An 18,144-nucleotide genomic window follows, 5' to 3' on the forward strand; every position below is an offset into this window, starting at 1 on the left:
CCAGCAGGTTGGTGAAGTCGGCCGACGACAGCGACAGGCCTTCGCCGGAGAGCTGGTACTTGCCGTCCTTGTAGAACTCGGATGCCGCGCAGTCCAGGCCCAGCGCGATCTGCGTGCCCGGCTCGTAGCCGGCCTGCTCGATGGCTTGCAGGATCAGCTTGATCGCTTCTTCATGGTTGGCCACGGACGGGGCGAAGCCGCCTTCGTCGCCAACGGCGGTGGTCAGGCCCTTGTCGTGCAGGATCTTCTTGAGGGTGTGGAACACTTCGGCGCCGTAGCGGATCGCTTCGCGGAAGGACGGAGCGCCCACCGGGATGATCATGAATTCCTGCAGGTCGAGGTTGTTGTCGGCATGCGCGCCGCCATTGATGACGTTCATCATCGGCACCGGCATCTGCATGGCGCCGGAGCCGCCGAAATAGCGGTACAGCGGCAGGCCGGATTCTTCGGCGGCGGCCTTGGCGACGGCCATGGACACGGCCAGGGTGGCGTTGGCGCCGAGGCGGGACTTGTTCTCGGTGCCGTCGAGATCGATCAGGATGCGGTCGATTTCGGCCTGCTTGTTTGCGTCCATGTCGACGATGGCTTCGGCGATTTCGGTGTTGACGTTTTGGCAGGCGTTCAGCACGCCTTTGCCCATGTAGCGGCTTCTGTCGCCATCGCGCAGTTCGATGGCTTCACGCGAGCCGGTGGAGGCGCCGGAGGGGACGGCGGCACGGCCCATTGCGCCGGATTCCAGCAGCACGTCGCATTCGACGGTGGGGTTGCCGCGGGAATCGATTACTTCACGGGCGATGATGTCTACGATGGCGGTCATGGTGTTGTCCTGTTGGTCGATTGGTTAATTGATTCGTGCAGGCGGGCGATGCGGTCAATCTATTCTTTTACTACTCCCCGTCATTCCCGCCTGCGCGGGAATGACGGGGTGGGGATGGCAGCGAATCGGACGCCAGTGCCCGCACATGAGCGCCGTTTTCAACTCAAACTCGCCCGATCCTTCCCGATCTGCACAATCTTCATCGAATTCGTTCCCCCGACCTGACCCATGGGCTCACCCCAGGTCAGCACAATCAGATCGCCTTTCTTCACCACGCCCTTGTCGACAAGCAGGTTCTCTGCATCACGCAATACCGCCTCGCGGTCACCCTTCTGTGCCAGCTCGAAGGACGTCACGTTGCGGTACAACGAGGCCTTGCGGCGCGTGCCCTCCCTCGGCGTTAGCGCATAGATCGGAATATCGATGTTGTGCCGGCTCATCCATAGCGCGGTCGATCCGGAGTCGGTCAGGGCGACGATGGCTTTTACGCGCAGGTGGTAGGCGGTAAAGAGCGCGCCATAAGCAATGGACTGGTCAATGCGCGTGAAGTGCACGTTCAGGAAGTCGGTGTCCAGCTTCACGACATCGGCCTTTTCCGCTTCCACGCAGATTGCCGCCATGGCTTCGACCGTCTCCACCGGGTATTTGCCGGCGGCCGTCTCCGCCGAGGTCATCACCGCATCGGTGCCATCCAGCACCGCATTGGCGACGTCGCTGACTTCGGCGCGCGTCGGCACCGCATTGACGATCATCGACTCCATCATCTGCGTGGCCGTAATGGCCAGCTTGTTCGATGCGCGCGCCATCTTGATCATGCGCTTCTGCAGCGCCGGCACGGCGGGATTGCCCACTTCCACCGCCAGGTCGCCACGCGCCACCATGATGCCATCGGAGGCGTCGAGAATTTCCTGCAGCAACGGGATCGCCTCGGCGCGCTCAATTTTGGCAATCATCAGCGGTTTGCGGCCGTGCGGTTCGCCGGCAATGCTGGCGAGCTGGCGCGCCATGATCATGTCGGACGCATTCTTCGGAAAGGACACGGCGATGTAATCGGCGCCGAGTCCGACTGCGGTCTTGATGTCTTCCATGTCCTTGGCCGTCAGCGCAGGCGCGGAAAGGCCGCCGCCCTGGCGGTTGATGCCCTTGTTGTTGGACAGGTCGCCGCCGATCTTGACCGTCGTATGGATCTCGTTGCCCCGGACCGCATCCACCTTCAGCACGATGAGACCGTCATTCAGCAGCAGCACATCGCCGGCTTTCAGGTCGCGCGGCAGGTCCTTGTAGTCGAGGCCGACGCGTTCCTCGTTGCCGAGTTCGCAGTCGGCATCGAGGATGAATTTCGCCCCGGCCTCGAGAAACACCTTGCCGTGCTCAAACTTGCCGACCCGGATTTTCGGGCCTTGCAGATCGGCCATGATCGCCACCTCGGTCCCGCACATCGCCGCCGCTTCCCGAACGAGGTAGGCGCGGTCGATATGGTCCTGCGCCTTCCCGTGCGAGAAATTCAGCCGTACCACGTTCACGCCGGCACGCACCATGCGCGTCAGGGTGTCCAGGTCGCTCGAAGCGGGGCCGATGGTGGATACGATTTTTGTGGAGCGCGGCATGGAGGTCTCTTTCTCTGTTATTTGGCGTTCATGAGGGCGACGGTGGTATCGAGCATGCGGCTGGAGAAGCCCCATTCGTTGTCGTACCAGGAGGACACCTTTACCAGGCGGCCGGATACCTTGGTCAGCGTCGCATCGAAGTTGCTCGAGGCTTCGTTATGATTGAAATCCATGGAAACCAGCGGCTCGGTGTTGCAGGTGAGGATGCCTTTCATCGGGCCATTGGCGGCGTCCTTCATGATCTGGTTCACTTCGTCGACGGTGGTATCGCGTGCGGCAACGAAGGACAGGTCGACAATCGACACGTTGATGGTCGGAACACGGATCGCGTAGCCGTCGAGCTTGCCGTTCAGTTCCGGCAGCACAAGGCCTACTGCTGCCGCGGCGCCGGTCTTGGTCGGGATCATGGATTGGGTGGCGGAACGTGCGCGGCGCAGGTCTTCATGCATGACGTCCGTCAACACCTGGTCGTTGGTGTACGAATGCACCGTCGTCATCAGGCCGTTCACCACGCCGATCTTTTCATGCAGCGGCTTGACCAGCGGCGCCAGGCAATTGGTGGTGCAGGATGCATTGGAGATGACGGTGTGGGATGCCTTGAGGACGTTCTCGTTCACGCCGAACACGACGGTGGCATCGACATCCTTGCCGCCCGGCGCGGAGATGATGACTTTTTTCGCGCCGCCTTTCAGGTGCGCCGAAGCCTTTTCCTTGGTCGTGAAGTAGCCCGTGCACTCCAGCACCACATCGACATCGAGATCCTTCCACGGAATCTGCGCCGGATCGCGCTGCGCGAAGACCTTGATCTTGTCGCCGTTGACGATCATGGAATCGTTGTCCACCTCGACAGTGCCGGGGAACTTGCCGTGCACGGTGTCATAGCGGGTGAGGTGGGCGTTCGAATTGGCATTGCCGAGGTCGTTGATGGCAACGATCTGGATGTCGTTCTTCTTTCCGCCCTCGTAATGGGCACGAAGGATGTTGCGGCCGATGCGGCCATAGCCGTTGATTGCGACGCGAATAGTCATGTCTGCTCTCTCTGGTGAATGTGAATGGGAAATGGTTCTTATCCGCTGTTGCGCAGTCCGGCGGCGATCCCGTTGATCGAGAGATGGATGCCCAGCCGGATGCGTTCTTCCTGCTGCCCCTCGCGGAAATGACGCAGCAGTTCGACCTGCACATGGTTCAGCGGGTCGAGATAGGGGAAACGGTTGCGTATCGACCGCTTGAGCAGCGGATTGTTCTCCTGGAGTTCCTTCTGGCCGGTAATGGCCATCAGTGCGTCGATCGTGTCCCGGTGCTCGGCCTTGATGCGCGGGAAGATGGCGTCGCGCAATGCTGCATCGGCTACAAGCGTGGCGTAGCGGCTGGCAATCGCGATGTCGCTCTTGGCCAGCACCATGTCCATGTTGGAGAGCAGGGTGCTGAAGAAGGGCCACTCCTTGTGCATGCGCTGCAGCAAGGCAAGCCCGTTGGAATTCATCCTCAGCCAAGCGTTCACGGCGGAGCCGAACCCGAACCAGCCCGGCAGCATCAGGCGGCACTGCGCCCAGCTGAATACCCAGGGGATCGCGCGCAGGTCTTCGATGGCGCGCGTCTTCTTGCGCGAAGCGGGACGGCTGCCGATGTTCAGGCCGGCGATTTCGGCGATGACGGTGGATTCCCAGAAATAGGTTTCAAAGCCGTCGGTTTCATAGACCAGGTTGCGGTAGGCGCGAAAGGCTTCCGCCGACAGGCTTTCCATGGCATCGAGGAAGGCGGGATCCGGCGCGGGTTCGCGCTGGGCGAGGAAGCTGGCTTCCACCGTGGCGGCCGCCAGGACTTCGAGATTGCGGCGGCCTACTTCCGGGTTGGCATACTTCGCGGTAATCACTTCGCCCTGCTCGGTCAGGCGCAACTGCCCCTGCACCGCGCCGGCCGGTTGCGCCAGGATGGCTTCGTAGCTCGGACCGCCGCCGCGTCCCACCGACCCACCGCGCCCGTGAAACAGGCGCAGGCGGATACCGTGCTTGCGGTATACCGCGATCAGGTCGATTTCCGCTTTGTACAGTTCCCAGCCGGATGTCAGGAAGCCGCCGTCCTTGTTGCTGTCGGAATAGCCGAGCATCACTTCCTGCGTGTCGTCGCGCGATTGCAGCAGTTGCTTGTAGGCGGGCAGGGCGAGCAGGCTGTCCATGATGGCCGCGCTGTTGCGCAAATCGGCGATGGTTTCGAAGAGCGGGACGATGTTGACGTCCATGCGGCCTTCAAGCGGGCGCAGCATGCCGGCTTCTTTCAGCAGCAGCGCGACTTCAAGGATGTCCGACACGCTGTTGGCCTTGGAAATGATGCAGTTCTGGATGGCCCCGGTGCCGTATTGCTGCTGCGCCTCGCGCGCGGCCGTGAAGATGGCCAGTTCCGAGCGCGTCTCGTCGGAATAGGCAAGGTGAGGCGACGCCAGCGGACGCGGCGAGCCGATTTCCTGCAGCAGCAGCCTGGCGCGCGACTCTTCATCCAGTGCAAGGTAATCGGTGCCGGGGCAGGCGGTCTGCAGGAGTTCGGCGACAACGCGCTCATGCACGTCGGAATTCTGGCGCAGGTCGATCGGGGCGAGACTGAAGCCGAACACACTCACGGCCCGGCGCAGGCCGCGCAGCCTTCCGCGCGTCAGTGGCGCGGAGCCGTTCGCTTCAAGCGAGCGATGGATGATAGTGAGGTCGCCCAGCAATTCGTCGGCGCTGCCGTAGGGCTTTACCTGCGGATCGGCGCGCCCTGGTGCACCGGTCATCACGCGCAGGCTGGCGCCGACCCGGGCGTGGATGCCGGAGATCGCGCGGCGGTAGGGCTCGTCGGCCCGATGCGGAGAATCGTCACGGGACGCTTCGGCAAGGCCATGCAATTCCTGCGAACACGAGACAAGGCGGCTGGCGAGCGACAGTTGCGATTCGAGGGTGTGCAGTTCGGCAAGATAGTAGGACAGCGCGCGCTGGCACTGCATGCGCAGCGCCGCCTGGAGCACGTCGGCCGTGACGAAGGGATTGCCGTCGCGGTCTCCGCCAATCCAGCTGCCGATCTTCATGAAGCCCGGGAGTTCGACAGGCGCTCCACCTCGCGCCGCAAGCAGGTCTTCCAGTCCCGCATACAGGTGCGGTAGTTCGCGCAGCATTGTGTAGTCGAAATAGGAGAGTCCGTTTTCCACCTCGTCCAGCACCGACAGCTTGGAACTGCGCAACATCCGCGTCTGCCACAAGGTCAGGATGGCCCGGCGCAAGGCCTCGTCGTTCTCTCGCGCTTCCTCGGCGGTCAGTTGCATGCGGGTGCGCTCGTCAAGCAGGCGGGCGATGACCATCTGGCAGTTCAGCACGCTCTTGCGCTGGACTTCGGTCGGGTGTGCGGTGAGCACCGGGCTGACCACGGCATGACGGAAGAATTCCGCCAGGTCCGCAGCCGACACGCCGGCGTCGAACACGCTGTCGATGGCATGCGCCAGGCTTCCCTTGCGCGGCGGGGAGCCGGCAATCAAGTGGGCGCGGGTGCGACGGATGTGATGCTGATCTTCGGCAATATTGGCCAGAAGGGAGAAATAGCTGAAGGCGCGGATGACCTGGGTGGTGCGTTCCGGGGACAGGGAAGAGAGCGTGGCCTCCAGTTCATTCCGCGCCACCGTGTCCTGGTTGCGGCAGAATCGGATCGAACACTGGCGGATGTCTTCCTGAAGGAAAACATCCTTGTCTTGATCGGAAAGTTGCATGGCGTTGATTGGCAGGAGGCGTGCAGGTCTGGACTTAAAATGTAGTAAATTTACAGGTAATCGCGATTAAATCATGCGATAAGACCAATTTCAAGCTGTAGAAGTAGCTTATTTACATATCCGGGGCGATATACCGAGCGTTGACCTTGGACTAATATGAGGGGAAAACGTGCGCCTCGCGGCTCGGTGATCTGGGTCGCGGACAGTTCTCAGGGACCCGACATGAACAACAAGAAACGCCTCCTGCTCGTTGCGACCCATGTTGCGGCGGCGCTTGCCGGCTTTGCCGGCGGCATCTATGTCCTGCCCATCCTGACGGCGCCAACGGCTCCGGGCGCTGCGGAGGTGGGGGCGGCAGCCGAGGGCGCGGAATACAAGGGACAATTCCGCCGCGACCTGAAGGACAGTGATGCCTTGCATTGGGGCGAGGGGACCGTGTTCCTCGGACGAAGCCGGATCACGCTGCAAGGGCGCGTCGCGCCCGGGCCGGATTACAAGCTGTATCTTTCGCCGGAATTCATCGAGACGGAGGAGGATTTCCAGCGCCTGAAACCGAAGATGGTGCGAGTAGGAGACGTAAAGACCTTCGACAACTTCATTGTCCAGGTGCCGGCCCATGTTGATCCCGGGCAGTACACGGCAGTCATTGTGTGGTGTGAGTCCTTCAGCCAGTTCATTACCGCCGCCAGATACCGCTGAGGCGGGCGGCGTCCGTGCCCGAACTTCGGTAAGATTGTGGCATCCCAGCATTCATGCCGCTAATCCATGAGCGCCCAGCCGCCAAAACCGCCTATTCTTGTTGTCGAAGACGACGACCACATTTCCCAGATCCTCAAGTTCATGCTCGAACGCCAGGGTTGGCGCGCCTTGCTCGCCGCCGACGGCATGGCCGCCCGCAAGCTGGTGGAGGAAGGGCAGGAAAGGCCTGCGCTGATCCTCCTCGACGTGATGCTGCCCTATATCGATGGATTCGAACTGGTCCGCATCGTACGCGCGACACCCGGTTGGGAAAGTATTCCCATCGTCATGCTGACGGCGAAGAACATGGAGCGGGACATCGTGCGCGCGCTCGACGCCGGCGCTAACGATTACATCGTCAAGCCTTTCCAGCCGAACGAACTGCTCGCGCGGGTGCGGCGTTTCCTGAAGGACAAGGCATGAGGATCGTCATTGCCGGCATCGTCATTGCCGCTGCCGCCACGGCAAATGCGCAATCGACCGTCGGCCTGACACTGGGAACGGAGCATCTCAGCAACAGCACGCCCGACTGGCGCGAGGCAAGCGTCCAGTTGCAGCATCAATACGCGGCACGCCATGGCTCGGGCCTGGCCTTTGCCCGCACCGAACGCTTCGGCCTGCAGGACAGGCAGTTGTCCGCGAACTATGCGCGGCCCTTTGGCGAGAAACTGGTGGTAAGTGTCGACGCCAATGCCAGTTCCACCCATCGTGTCCTGGCGCGGCATGGCATCGGCGCGGCGCTGCAGTTCGAGTTCGCGCCCGCCTGGCTGGTGCATGCCGGCGCAAGGACGACGAAGTACGCGGACGAGCGGGTCAATCAGGGGCTGCTGATGCTGGAGCATTATTTTTCCTCGTTCAGTGCGTCCATCGGATGGCGGCCGGCCCGTGCATTCGACAGCACCGCGCACAGCGGCGAGCTGCGAGGGGCGTATTACTATGGCGACAGGAATTCCGTCGGCCTGATCCTCGCCGGCGGCAAGGAAGCCGCCAGCATCGCCGGAGCAGTCACCCTGACCAGCCTGCGTTCGGCGGCCGTGGTCGGACGGCATTGGCTGAATCGCGATTGGGCGGTCAACTACAGCGCGGGGCACACCCGCCAGGGGGATTTCTACAGCCGCAACGGAATCAGTCTTGGTCTTCAGTACGCTTTCTGATCCCTTCCTGCTCGCCGCCTTCCTGACAGGCCTGGGGGCGCTCGGCCTGACCCTGCTGCTTGGCGCGCAGATCGTCATCCTGCGCATGTCGTTGCGGCGCCGCGAGCGGCTGGAAAGGGCGGTCATCGCCAAATGGCGCCCCCTGCTCATGGCGGCGCTGGCCGACGCGCCGCCGGAGTCGCTACCGGCATTGCCTGGCAGGGAGCGGCTTCCCTTCCTTCGGCTCTGGCTGCACTTGCACCTGTCGGTACGCGGCGAGGCCAGCGAGGCGTTGAACGAGGTCGGTTACCGGCTCGGCTGCGACAGGATCGCGCGGGACCTGCTGAACAACGGAAACCGGGCGGAGCGCCTGCTCGGCGTGCTGGTGACTGGACACTTGCGGGACAAGTCCGCCTGGCATGACATCCTCCAGCTGGCGTCCGCACCGGACAGCGCGACCTCCCTGCAGGCGCTGTGGGCACTGGTGCAGGCGGATGCGGACAAGGCGATGCGGGAAATGATGCCGGTGCTGCTGCGCCGCGAGGACTGGGCCCTTCCGCAGGTGGCCAACATCCTGCAGGACGCGCAGGACATCTGTGCCCGCTACCTCTCCGACGCCCTCCTGCAGCTGGAAGCGAGGCACCTGGTGCGCGCGCTCCATCTTGCAGAAGCCCTGCGTGTCACCATTCCCGCCGCCCAACTGGCGACGCTGCTCCATGGCGACAACACCGAGCTGGTGATTGCCGCCTTGCGGCTGGCGCAGGATCCCGTCCTGCTCGACGATGTACGTGCGCGTCTTGCCCACCCCGAGTGGCGTGTCCGGGTCCACGCGTCGAAGGCGCTCGGCCGCATTGGCGACCACTCCGACATCCCGCGGCTGCAGGGCATGCTCGGCGACCGCCAGTGGTGGGTGCGTTACCGCGCCGCGCAGGCGCTGGTCGGCCTGCCGTTCATGCGGGCAGGCGAAGCCGAGGCGCTGGTTGCCGCTTCGGGCGACCGCTTTGCCGCCGACATGCTCAGGCATGTGCTGTCAGAAAGGGAGGCGGGATGAACCTGCACCAGGCTATCGTCGAGTTCACCACATGGTTCATCCTGGGGTATTTCATCCTGCTGAACGGCGGCTATCTCCTGCTCAACCTGCTGTCGATCGCCAGCCTGCGCCGCCGGGAGCAGGAACGCATTCTCGATGACTTGCCGCAGGCGTACTCCGGACTGGAGCCACCCATCAGCCTGCTCGTTCCCGCCTACAACGAAGAAGCCACGATTGCCGCGTCCGTGCGGTCCATGCTTCAGCTCGCGTACTCGGAACTGGAGATCATCGTCATCAACGACGGATCAAAGGACAGCACGCTGCAGGTGCTCCAGGAAGAATTCGACCTGCAACCCTTTCCCGAGGCCTACCGCATCCAGCTTGAAACGAAACCAGTCAACGGCATTTACCGCTCGACGCGCTACCCGAACCTGCGCGTCATCGACAAGGTGAACGGCGGCAAGGCCGACTCGCTCAATGCCGGCATCAATGCCTCGCGCTATCCGCTGTTCTGCGGCGTCGATGCCGACTCCATCCTGCAGCGCGACAGCCTGCAGCGCGTGGTCAAGCCCTTCCTTAACGATGCAACGGTGGTTGCCACCGGCGGCACGGTGCGCGTGGCGAACGGCTGCGAGGTGAGCGGCGGCTTCCTGACGCGGGTCGGGCTGCCGAACAATATCTGGGCGCTGTTCCAGGTGGTCGAATACCTGCGCGCCTTCCTCTTCGGCCGGCTGGGATGGTCGACGGTGAACGGCATGCTGATCATCTCCGGCGCCTTCGGCCTGTTCCGCAAGGAAGTCGTGATCGAAGCGGGCGGCTACCGGCCGAAGACCATCGGCGAGGACATGGAGCTCGTCGTCCGCATGCATCGCCTGCTGCGCGCGCGTCGCCAGCCGTACCGGATCGAATTCGTGCCCGACCCGGTGTGCTGGACCGAGGCACCGGAAGACGTGGCGACCTTGCGCAACCAGCGCATCCGCTGGCAGCGCGGCCTGTCGGAAAGCCTGTCGGCCAACTGGGGACTCATGTTCAGCCGCAACGGCGGCGCACCCGGCTGGGCCGCCTTTCCGTTCATGCTGCTGTTCGAATGGATGGGGCCGATGGTGGAGCTGGGCGGCTACATTTTCATGGTGGTCGCATTCGCCTTCGGATGGATTTCGTGGCAGGCCTTTGCGGTGTTCCTGTTTGTCGCCATCGGTCTCGGCATCCTGCTGTCTGCCTCCGGCCTGCTGCTGGAGGAAATGTCCTTCCATATCTACCCGGAGCCGCGCCATCTCGGCATGCTGGCCCTGATCGTCCTGCTGGAAAATTTCGGCTACCGCCAGATCAACAGCTGGTGGCGCCTTGTCGGGCTGTATCGCTGGGCGACGGAGGGAGAGGCCAGCTGGGGGGCGATGACGCGCAAGGGAAACTGGCAGCGCAAGGTGTAGACCATGCGTGCCGCACTCATTGGATTCTGGTTCATGGTGACGGGCGTACAGGCGGCATCCCTTCAGTTCTGCCCCGACACACAGGGGGCCGGGGGAACCGGCGCACAGGTCGTGCGGGCGGACGGCGCGCAGATGCGTCTTGTGGTCGGCGAGGCAATGCAATCCGGCTGCCACGGCATCGTGCTGCCCTTGCCGGCCGATGTGATCGCGGCGGTACATCCTGTTGGCGCGGCGCCGTCGCCGGGCGAGCGCATCCTGCTGCAGGGGCCTGAACGGGAAGGGCGCTTCATCATCGGCAGCGTCAGCACAACCGGCGGTCAACCTGCCGTCGAGCGCCCGCAGCCGATGCCCCTGCTGGAAAACCTGCTGCCCGCCTTGACCGTGCGCGTGTTTGGCGTCGAGGAGCGCGTGCAGGCACGCATCGCGGACGGCCGCCTGCGCCTGGATTGCCGGGCGGGCTCGCGTCCGGCGGGTGTCCTCCTTTCCGGCAAGGGGTATCTCCCGATGGCGCGGTCAACGCTGCGCGTGCAGGGCAACGCCAGCGGCCGTTTCAATTTCGCCGTGGCGGATACCGCGCAGGCGGCGAAAGAAAGCGCGGTCGGCCTCGGGTCTCTCGACCCGGGCAAAGAAAGCTTGAACCTCGAATTGCCGCGCGCCGGTTTCGACCGCACCCGCTGGCATTCCTTTTCCATTGCCTGCCCGCGCGAGGCCGCCGAACTCGACCTGGCCGACCTCAGGCTTGTCCCGCAGTCCTCGTCGCCGGCGACGCGCTCGGCATGGATGTGGGATGCGCAGCAGTGGGTCGGGCGTCCCGGCGATGTCGTAGCAAGGGCGCAGGCACGGGGAGTGCGTACACTCTTCGTTTCCATTCCGGTGTCCGGACATGCCGTCCTGGAGCCGCAACGGCTTGTCACCTTCGTGCGCCTGGCAAGGGCTGCCGGGATCGCGGTCTGGAGCGTCGATGGCGATCCCCGCATGGTCCTGCCGGGGGAGCACGCAAAGACGGTCATGCGTGCGCGCGCCTATGCGGCGTACAACGCCGGCGTCGACGCGGACGCGCGCCTTGCCGGCATGCAGTTCGACATCGAACATTACCTGCTGCCGGGATACGAACTCTCCGCAAGCGCGCTGGACAAACACTACCTTTCCCTCGCCCGCGCCTTGCGATCCGCTGCGCAAGGCATGCCGCTCGAGTTTGTCGTGCCGTTCTGGTGGGCCGAGAAAACGGAGTTGATGAAAGGGCTGGCGGCAGCGGCGAGCGGGCTGAACGTCATGGATTACCGCACCGACCCCGAACAGATCCGCCGCTTCGCGGTGCCGTTCCTCGACTGGGGCGCGATGCATGGCAAATCCGTTCGCATTGCGCTAGAAGCCGGCCCCGTCGAGCCGGAGCAGCAGCGCCGTTACGTGCGCGCGACGGAAGGGGAGCTGTGGCTGGTCAATGTTGAACAGACGCCGGTGCTTGTGCTGCTGAAGGAGGCCCGTGCAAATCCGCACGGGCCTGCGTTCAGGCTGGAATCGGCGTCGGTGTTCGACGGCTCGGCGACGTCATTCCATCGTGACCCGGAACGGCTTGTTGCGCTGCTGCCGGAACTGGAAGCCTGGTTTTCCGCCTGGACTTCGTTTGGGGGAATTGCGCTGCACGAGTTGAAGTAGTGGAGCCATGTTTTTACAGAATGCGTGCGTGGGCGGGAATGACGGGGAAAGGGGACTTGAAGCATTGAATCGAAGGTGCCCGCAAGAAAATGAGGGCAGTGTTCTTGCTCCGATAAATCAAGCGAGCAAATTCGCCGCAGGCAGTTCCACCATAAACACCGCCCCCTGACCCGTTTCAGACACAAAGCTCACGCTGCCACCGTGCTGCTCCACGATGCTCTTGCAGATGCTCAGTCCTAACCCTGTACCGCCTTTCTGCCGAGAGTCAGTGGAATCCGCCTGCGCGAACTTCTGGAAGATGCGATCCCTGAACTCCGCGGGAATCCCCGGCCCGCGGTCGATGACCGATACGCGCACCTTGCCCTGATCGGCGTCCACGCGCAGCGTAACGGTCGCACCTGACGGTGAGAACTTGATCGCGTTGGACAGCAGGTTCACCAGGACCTGGATCATGCGGTCGTGGTCGGCGTTCACCACCGCCGCGCCTGCATCGCATTCCACCTCGATACGGACGCCCATCTGGCCAGCGCTGCCGCGCACGGCATCGACGGCCTCGTCGACGAGCGGCCGCAGCCGGTGCGGCCGCATATCGAACTCCATGTTGCCGGACTCGATCTTCTCGATATCCAGCACGTCGTTCACCAGCCGCACAAGACGCTCGCAACTGACATGGGCGATGCCGATCAGCTCGCGCGTGTCAGGCGGAAGCTCACCCGCGAATCCGTCGGCGAGCATGCCAAGCGAGGCGCGAATCGACGTCATCGGCGTGCGCAGCTCGTGCGAGACCGTGGAGATGAACTCATTCTTCATGCGCTCGACTTTCTTGCGCTCCGAGATGTCGTGCAGGAAGGCGCTGAAGAAATAGGTATCGCCGCTGCCGGCAAGGCCGATGGTGACTTCGACCGGGAGTTCTTCGCCCTTGCGGTTGACGACGACGCGCTCCAGCCTGCGGTCGAGCGCCCCGATGTCCCCGGTTTCATTGAATGCCCGCATCGCATTCGCAAGACTCGCGCGGAACCGCTCCGGCACCACCAGCTCGACCAGCGGCCTGCCAATGGCTTCATCGGCGTCCCAGCCGAACATGCGCGTGGCGGCGGCATTCCAGTCCGCGATGCGGCCGTTCAGGTCTACGGCGATAAACGCGTCCTGCGCGGTGTCAATGATGGTCTGGATGCGTCGTTCATTGGCCTTGCCCTGGGCGAGCGCCTGCTCGAGTTCGCGCGTGCGCTGCTCGACGCGCCGTTCCAGCGTCAGGTTCAATTCCTTCAGGTCGCTTTCCTTTTGCAGGAGGCTGGACAGCAGGGCATTGAGGGAGCCGGTCAGCGTTTGCACTTCTTCGTAGGCCGCGCGGGATACGGGGATTTCCGCCGACTCCCGGCGCTGGACGCGTTGTGCCTCGTCGGCCAGGTCCTGCAGCGGGCGGCTGATACGCCGGGCGGCGATCAGTCCGAGCACGGAGAACAGCAGCGCCAGTCCCATGCCGCTTCCCAGTACGGTTCGCTGGATGCGGCGCACAGGTTCGTAGGCATCTTCCACGTTCTGCCGCACGAGCACGGTCCAGCCCAGGCCGGGATAGGATGCGTAGCCCTTGCCCTTGCTGTATCCAACCAGGTACTTGCGGCCATCCTCCCAGTCTTCCACTGCGAAGCCGTTGCCACCCTCGCGCGCCGCGCGGACGCTCTGATAGGCGAGCCTTTTTCCTTGCATCCCGGGCGGCCCCAGCAGGACGGTGCCGTCCGTGCCGACGATCAGGGCTTCCACCTTGCGGCGGGTGGCGATGGGGTCCATGACGGATTGCTCGACTTCGCGCGCCCATTGCCACGACAGATGCACGCCCAGCACGCCCTGGATCCTGCCGCTCTTGTCGGCGTAGGGGAAGGCGACGTCAACGAAACGTTTTGGCTCGTTCGCCGGGTTGGGCAGCAGCTTGGCCAGCAGCACGGCTTCGTGCACATCGCCGACATTGATGCCATTCAGCGCATTGCGGAACCAGGGCCGCTGCGACACGTCCGCGCCTTCCAGCATCCTGCGCGTGGCGACCATGACCTTGCCGTCCGGATCGACCAGCCCGATCCAGGCGTAATAGTGGTAGGTCTCCTGGCGTGCGTCGAGCACCATGCGCTTGTCATCGAGGCTGGCGCCAGAGGACGTCAGGTCCTGGCGCTGCGCCATCAGCTGCACTTCGCGATAGCGCTCGTACATGCCGCGGTCCAGCTTGTCGGACGTCTGCAGGGCGAGCTCGGCCAGCCCGCCTCCGATGTTGGATTTGACCTGGGTGGTCGCGGTCAGTCCGATCACTTCGACGAGGATCACCGTGAGCAGGATCGATAGCGCCGAAAAGGCGACGGCGAGGTAGCTGCCGATGCCGCGGCTGGGAAAGTAGGCCTTGATGTTCATTCGCATGAAGAGATTGCAGCGGAACGGATTTCCCTGTTCGGGGGTTGCCCGAGGGTAGCACACCTCGCCGTCCGGTACCGCGCGCGAAATTGTCTTGCGGCAATATCCTGTTCCGGCCGTTCCCGCAAGCAGGAATAACCGGCTTCCCGTTCTCAGGAATAGAGCAGGCAGCGCCCCCGCAATCCCGCGTCAAATCGATATTTTCTGTATGGCACGTAAGTTGCTGTCCTACGGAAAGAAACGTTGACATGGGTCAATTCTGATGAAGAAGACAACGAATGCCAAACGTCCGCCGCCGGACGAAGTGCTCGCCTTCATGCTTGGCAGCGACGAGTATGGAATCGACATGCAGCGCGTGCAGGAAATCCGCGGTTTCACCGCATTCGCCCAGGAAGCGCATGAGCTTGATCTGGACGGCGGTGTCGCCAACCTGCGCGGCATCAGGGTGCCCATCGTCGATATGCGCAAGCGCTTCTCGCTTGGCAGCCCGGTGTTCGACGAATCGACCAGCGTCATTGTGCTCAACATCGACGGGCGCACCATGGGCGTCGTGGTTGACGGCATATCGGACGTCCATCGCATCGACCCGAAACGCGTCACGCCGCCGCCGCGCGCGCGGGGCGGACTGAAAAATGACTACCTGATCGGGCTCGGTACCTTCGGCCCGCATTCGGTAACACTGCTCGCGATCGACGAGGTCCTCGCCACCGCGGCATAAAGACGCAACCGGATGCCATCCATGCTCACACGCACATCAAGCGAAGTAAGAAAGGCAGTGGATGAGGCCACGGAGAGCGCACGCCTGCGCTTCGAGAAACTCGTCAACAGCATTGACGGCATCGTCTGGGAGGCGGATCCGGAAAGCTTCCGTTTTACCTTCGTCAGCGAGCAGGCAGGCCGCATCCTGGGCTACGCACTGGAAGAATGGCAGGTCGATGGCTTCTGGGAAGCGCATCTGCATCCCGAGGACCGAGCGCTGGCCATCGAGCATTGCGTGTCCTGGACGACCCATGCCGCCAACCGTTGCTTCGAATACCGGATGCTGGCGAAGGATGGTCGCGTGGTCTGGCTCAAGGACCTGATCAGCGTCGAGATGCATGACGGCCGCCCGGTCAGCCTGCAAGGCATCATGGTTGACATCAGCGAGCGCAAGCGTTTGGGCAATGCGCTGCAGACGGTCATGGATAACATCCCTTGCGGAATCTCCCTGATCGATGCCGATCTGAATATCGTGCTCGCCAATGCACTCGGACGTTCGATACTCGACGTTCCTCCGGCGTTGTTCGAGGGCGAAAAGACGCCGCTGGAAAAGATATTCCGCTTCAACGCGCAACGCGGCGAGTACGGCCCCGGCGATCCCGAAGAGCAGGTGCGCGAACGCCTGAACCTCGTCAGGCGCGGCGAGCCGCATGTCCTGCAGCGTACGCGCCCCGACGGCACGGTCATCGAGATCCGCGGCCAGCCGTTGCCGGGGGGAGGCTTCGTGACCGTTTACATGGATGTCACGAACGAGAAATCCGCGCGGACCGCGCTGGCGCGCGAATCGGCTTCCATCAAGGCGGTTCTCGAGCATCTTCCGCAAGGCATCAGCGTCTTTGATGAAACGCTGAAACTGCGCCACTGGAATGCCGGCATGGTGGATGTCCTCGGACTGCCCAAGGACATAGTGCGCGATGGCGCATTCTTCGATGACCTGGTCCGCATTCCCGCGCAGCGCGGCGAGTATGGCGAGGGCGACCCCGAAGCCCATGTTGCCCGTTTCCATGAACTGGCGATGCAATTCCGGCCGCACCAGTTCGAGCGTACGCGGCCCAACGGCAAGACGCATCTCGTTTCCGGAAAACCGATGCTGGTCAACGACGAGCTGACCGGATTCATCACCACCTACACCGACATCAGCGAACGCAAGCGCGCCGAGGATGAATTGCGCCTGTCCGCCAAGGTCTTTGAAAACAGCACCCAGGGCATCTCCATCACGGATCCCTCGGGGCGCATCCTCAAGGTCAACCGCGCTTTCAGTGCAATCACCGGCTACAGCGAGGAGGAAGTCGTCGGAAAGACACACGCTATCCTCCATTCCGGACGGCAAGACCAGCAGTTCTACCGGGCCATGTGGAAGACGCTTGCCGAAGAAGGCGCATGGAGCGGCGAGATGTGGAACCGGCGCAAGTGCGGCGAGTTGTACGTCGAACAGCTGACGATTACCCGGGTGCCCGACAGCACGGGCGTGACGACCAATTTCATCGGCATTTTCAGCGACGTCTCGCAGGCCAAGGCGGCGCAGAACGAGATCGAACGCCTGTCCATGTACGACGCGATGACCGGACTGCCCAACCGCGCCTTCCTGTACGAGCGCCTCGAACATGCGATGAGGATGGCCGAACGCGACGGCAACCGCGTTGCCTTGCTGGCCGTTGACCTCGATCGCCTCGCGCACATCAATGAAGTCCTCGGTCACCATACGGGCGACCGCCTGCTCGTCGCGGTGGCGGAACGGCTGAACGACGCGATGCGCAGCGCCGATACGGTGACACGCCACATCGGGGATGAATTCGTCATCATCATGGAAGCGCTGTCTGACCCGCAAGACGCCGCGATCCTGGCTGAGCGGGTGCTTGGCGAGCTGTCACGTCCCTTCGTGGTCGAAGGACACGAGATCAACATCAGCGCCTGCATCGGCATCGGCGTCTATCCCGAAGACGGGTCTACGACCCAGGTCCTGATCAAGCACGCCGACGTCGCTTTGCACCATGCCAAGGAAACAGGAGAAAGCAACTTCCAGTTCTTCCGCGAGGAAATGAATTCCGCGTCGGTGGAACGGCTGCTAATCGAGAGCAACCTGCGCCTGGCATTGCAACGGAACGAATTCCATCTCGTGTACCAGCCGCAGGTCGACCTGTCGACAGGCATGATCACCGGCATGGAAGTCCTGCTGCGCTGGCTGCATCCGCAGATGGGCATGGTGTCGCCGGCGCGCTTCATTCCCGTCGCCGAAGAAACCGGCCACATCATCGAAATCGGATTGTGGGTGTTGCGCGAAGCCTGCCGTCAGACGCAATGCTGGCACGAGCAGGGCTTCGCCGGACTGCAGGTTGCCGTCAATGTATCGGCGCGCCAGTTCCGCCAGGACGACTTTGCCGATCAGGTGCGCCAGGTTCTGGAAGAGACCGGACTGGCGCCGGATTGCCTGGAACTGGAACTGACCGAGAGCATGATCATGCAGCGGCCGGAACGTGTGGTCGCCGTCATGAGCGAGTTGCGCGCGCTCGGCGTGAAGTTTTCCATTGATGACTTCGGCACCGGCTATTCCAGTCTGTCCCAGCTGAAGCGCTTTCCGATCGACAAGCTCAAGATCGACCAGTCCTTCACGCGCGACATCGGCACCGATGCCAACGGCACGGCAATCACTTGCGCCATCATCGCCCTGGGCAACAGCCTGCGCCTGCGCGTGGTAGCGGAGGGTGTCGAGACGCACGACCAGCAGCGCTTCCTGGTGGACAACGGCTGTCACAGCATGCAGGGGTATCTTTTCAGCCGCCCGGTTGCCGCCAATGATTTTCACGGATTGCTGCTGCTGCAGCGCCTGCAGGCGGCCGTCTGATCCCT

General features: G+C 63.1%; 13 protein-coding genes. 8 read left to right on the plus strand and 5 right to left on the minus strand.

The window, feature by feature from the left end; all coding sequences use genetic code 11:
• From eno to ppc, 4 genes are all read right to left on the minus strand, one after another.
• A partial coding sequence (gene eno, locus ACNOHI_RS18585; RefSeq protein WP_420476189.1) for a phosphopyruvate hydratase occupies positions 1-817 on the minus strand: 817 nt, incomplete at its 3' end.
• 158 nt (positions 818-975) lie between these two features.
• Positions 976-2,424, minus strand: coding sequence for a pyruvate kinase (gene pyk / locus ACNOHI_RS18590; protein ID WP_420476190.1), 1,449 nt, complete (start codon positions 2,422-2,424; stop codon positions 976-978).
• 17 nt (positions 2,425-2,441) lie between these two features.
• Entirely contained in the window at positions 2,442-3,452 is a 1,011-nt protein-coding gene (gap, locus tag ACNOHI_RS18595; protein WP_420476191.1) for a type I glyceraldehyde-3-phosphate dehydrogenase, read from the minus strand.
• 38 nt (positions 3,453-3,490) lie between these two features.
• The gene (gene ppc, locus ACNOHI_RS18600) at positions 3,491-6,154 is read right to left on the minus strand and encodes a phosphoenolpyruvate carboxylase (protein ID WP_420476192.1); all 2,664 of its coding nucleotides are present in this window, start codon (positions 6,152-6,154) and stop codon (positions 3,491-3,493) included.
• A 222-nt stretch (positions 6,155-6,376) separates the two neighbouring features.
• Between ppc and ACNOHI_RS18605 the strand changes: the two genes are divergently transcribed.
• From ACNOHI_RS18605 to ACNOHI_RS18630, 6 genes are all read left to right on the plus strand, one after another.
• The gene (locus ACNOHI_RS18605; protein ID WP_420476193.1) at positions 6,377-6,853 is read left to right on the plus strand and encodes a DM13 domain-containing protein; all 477 of its coding nucleotides are present in this window, start codon (positions 6,377-6,379) and stop codon (positions 6,851-6,853) included.
• Between the two features lie 66 nt (positions 6,854-6,919).
• On the plus strand, positions 6,920-7,315 hold the full coding sequence (locus ACNOHI_RS18610) for a response regulator transcription factor (protein ID WP_420476194.1): 396 nt from the start codon (positions 6,920-6,922) through the stop codon (positions 7,313-7,315).
• Complete coding sequence (locus ACNOHI_RS18615; RefSeq protein ID WP_420476195.1) at positions 7,312-8,046, plus strand: YaiO family outer membrane beta-barrel protein; 735 nt, start codon at positions 7,312-7,314, stop codon at positions 8,044-8,046. Before ACNOHI_RS18610 ends, ACNOHI_RS18615 begins: the two co-directional genes overlap by 4 nt.
• Entirely contained in the window at positions 8,024-9,076 is a 1,053-nt protein-coding gene (locus ACNOHI_RS18620; protein ID WP_420476196.1) for a HEAT repeat domain-containing protein, read from the plus strand. Before ACNOHI_RS18615 ends, ACNOHI_RS18620 begins: the two co-directional genes overlap by 23 nt.
• Positions 9,073-10,485: a glycosyltransferase family 2 protein gene (locus tag ACNOHI_RS18625; RefSeq protein WP_420476197.1), complete on the plus strand. Its 1,413-nt coding sequence runs from the start codon at positions 9,073-9,075 to the stop codon at positions 10,483-10,485. Before ACNOHI_RS18620 ends, ACNOHI_RS18625 begins: the two co-directional genes overlap by 4 nt.
• Before the next feature lie 3 nt (positions 10,486-10,488).
• On the plus strand, positions 10,489-12,141 hold the full coding sequence (locus ACNOHI_RS18630) for a hypothetical protein (RefSeq protein WP_420476198.1): 1,653 nt from the start codon (positions 10,489-10,491) through the stop codon (positions 12,139-12,141).
• A 117-nt stretch (positions 12,142-12,258) separates the two neighbouring features.
• Here the strand turns inward: ACNOHI_RS18630 and ACNOHI_RS18635 are convergent, their stop codons facing one another.
• Positions 12,259-14,544: an ATP-binding protein gene (locus ACNOHI_RS18635; protein ID WP_420476199.1), complete on the minus strand. Its 2,286-nt coding sequence runs from the start codon at positions 14,542-14,544 to the stop codon at positions 12,259-12,261.
• A gap of 256 nt (positions 14,545-14,800) precedes the next feature.
• On the opposite strand from ACNOHI_RS18635, the gene ACNOHI_RS18640 reads away from it, so the two are divergent.
• Both ACNOHI_RS18640 and ACNOHI_RS18645 read left to right on the plus strand, forming a co-directional pair.
• Positions 14,801-15,256 (plus strand): chemotaxis protein CheW, encoded by a 456-nt coding sequence (locus tag ACNOHI_RS18640; protein WP_420476200.1) that lies wholly within the window; start codon positions 14,801-14,803, stop codon positions 15,254-15,256.
• Positions 15,257-15,277: 21 nt separating this feature from the next.
• Positions 15,278-18,139, plus strand: coding sequence for an EAL domain-containing protein (locus tag ACNOHI_RS18645; RefSeq protein WP_420476201.1), 2,862 nt, complete (start codon positions 15,278-15,280; stop codon positions 18,137-18,139).
• Positions 18,140-18,144 lie beyond the last annotated feature (5 nt).

This window comes from Noviherbaspirillum sp. ST9 (assembly GCF_048799745.1).
Lineage (GTDB): Bacteria > Pseudomonadota > Gammaproteobacteria > Burkholderiales > Burkholderiaceae_D > Noviherbaspirillum.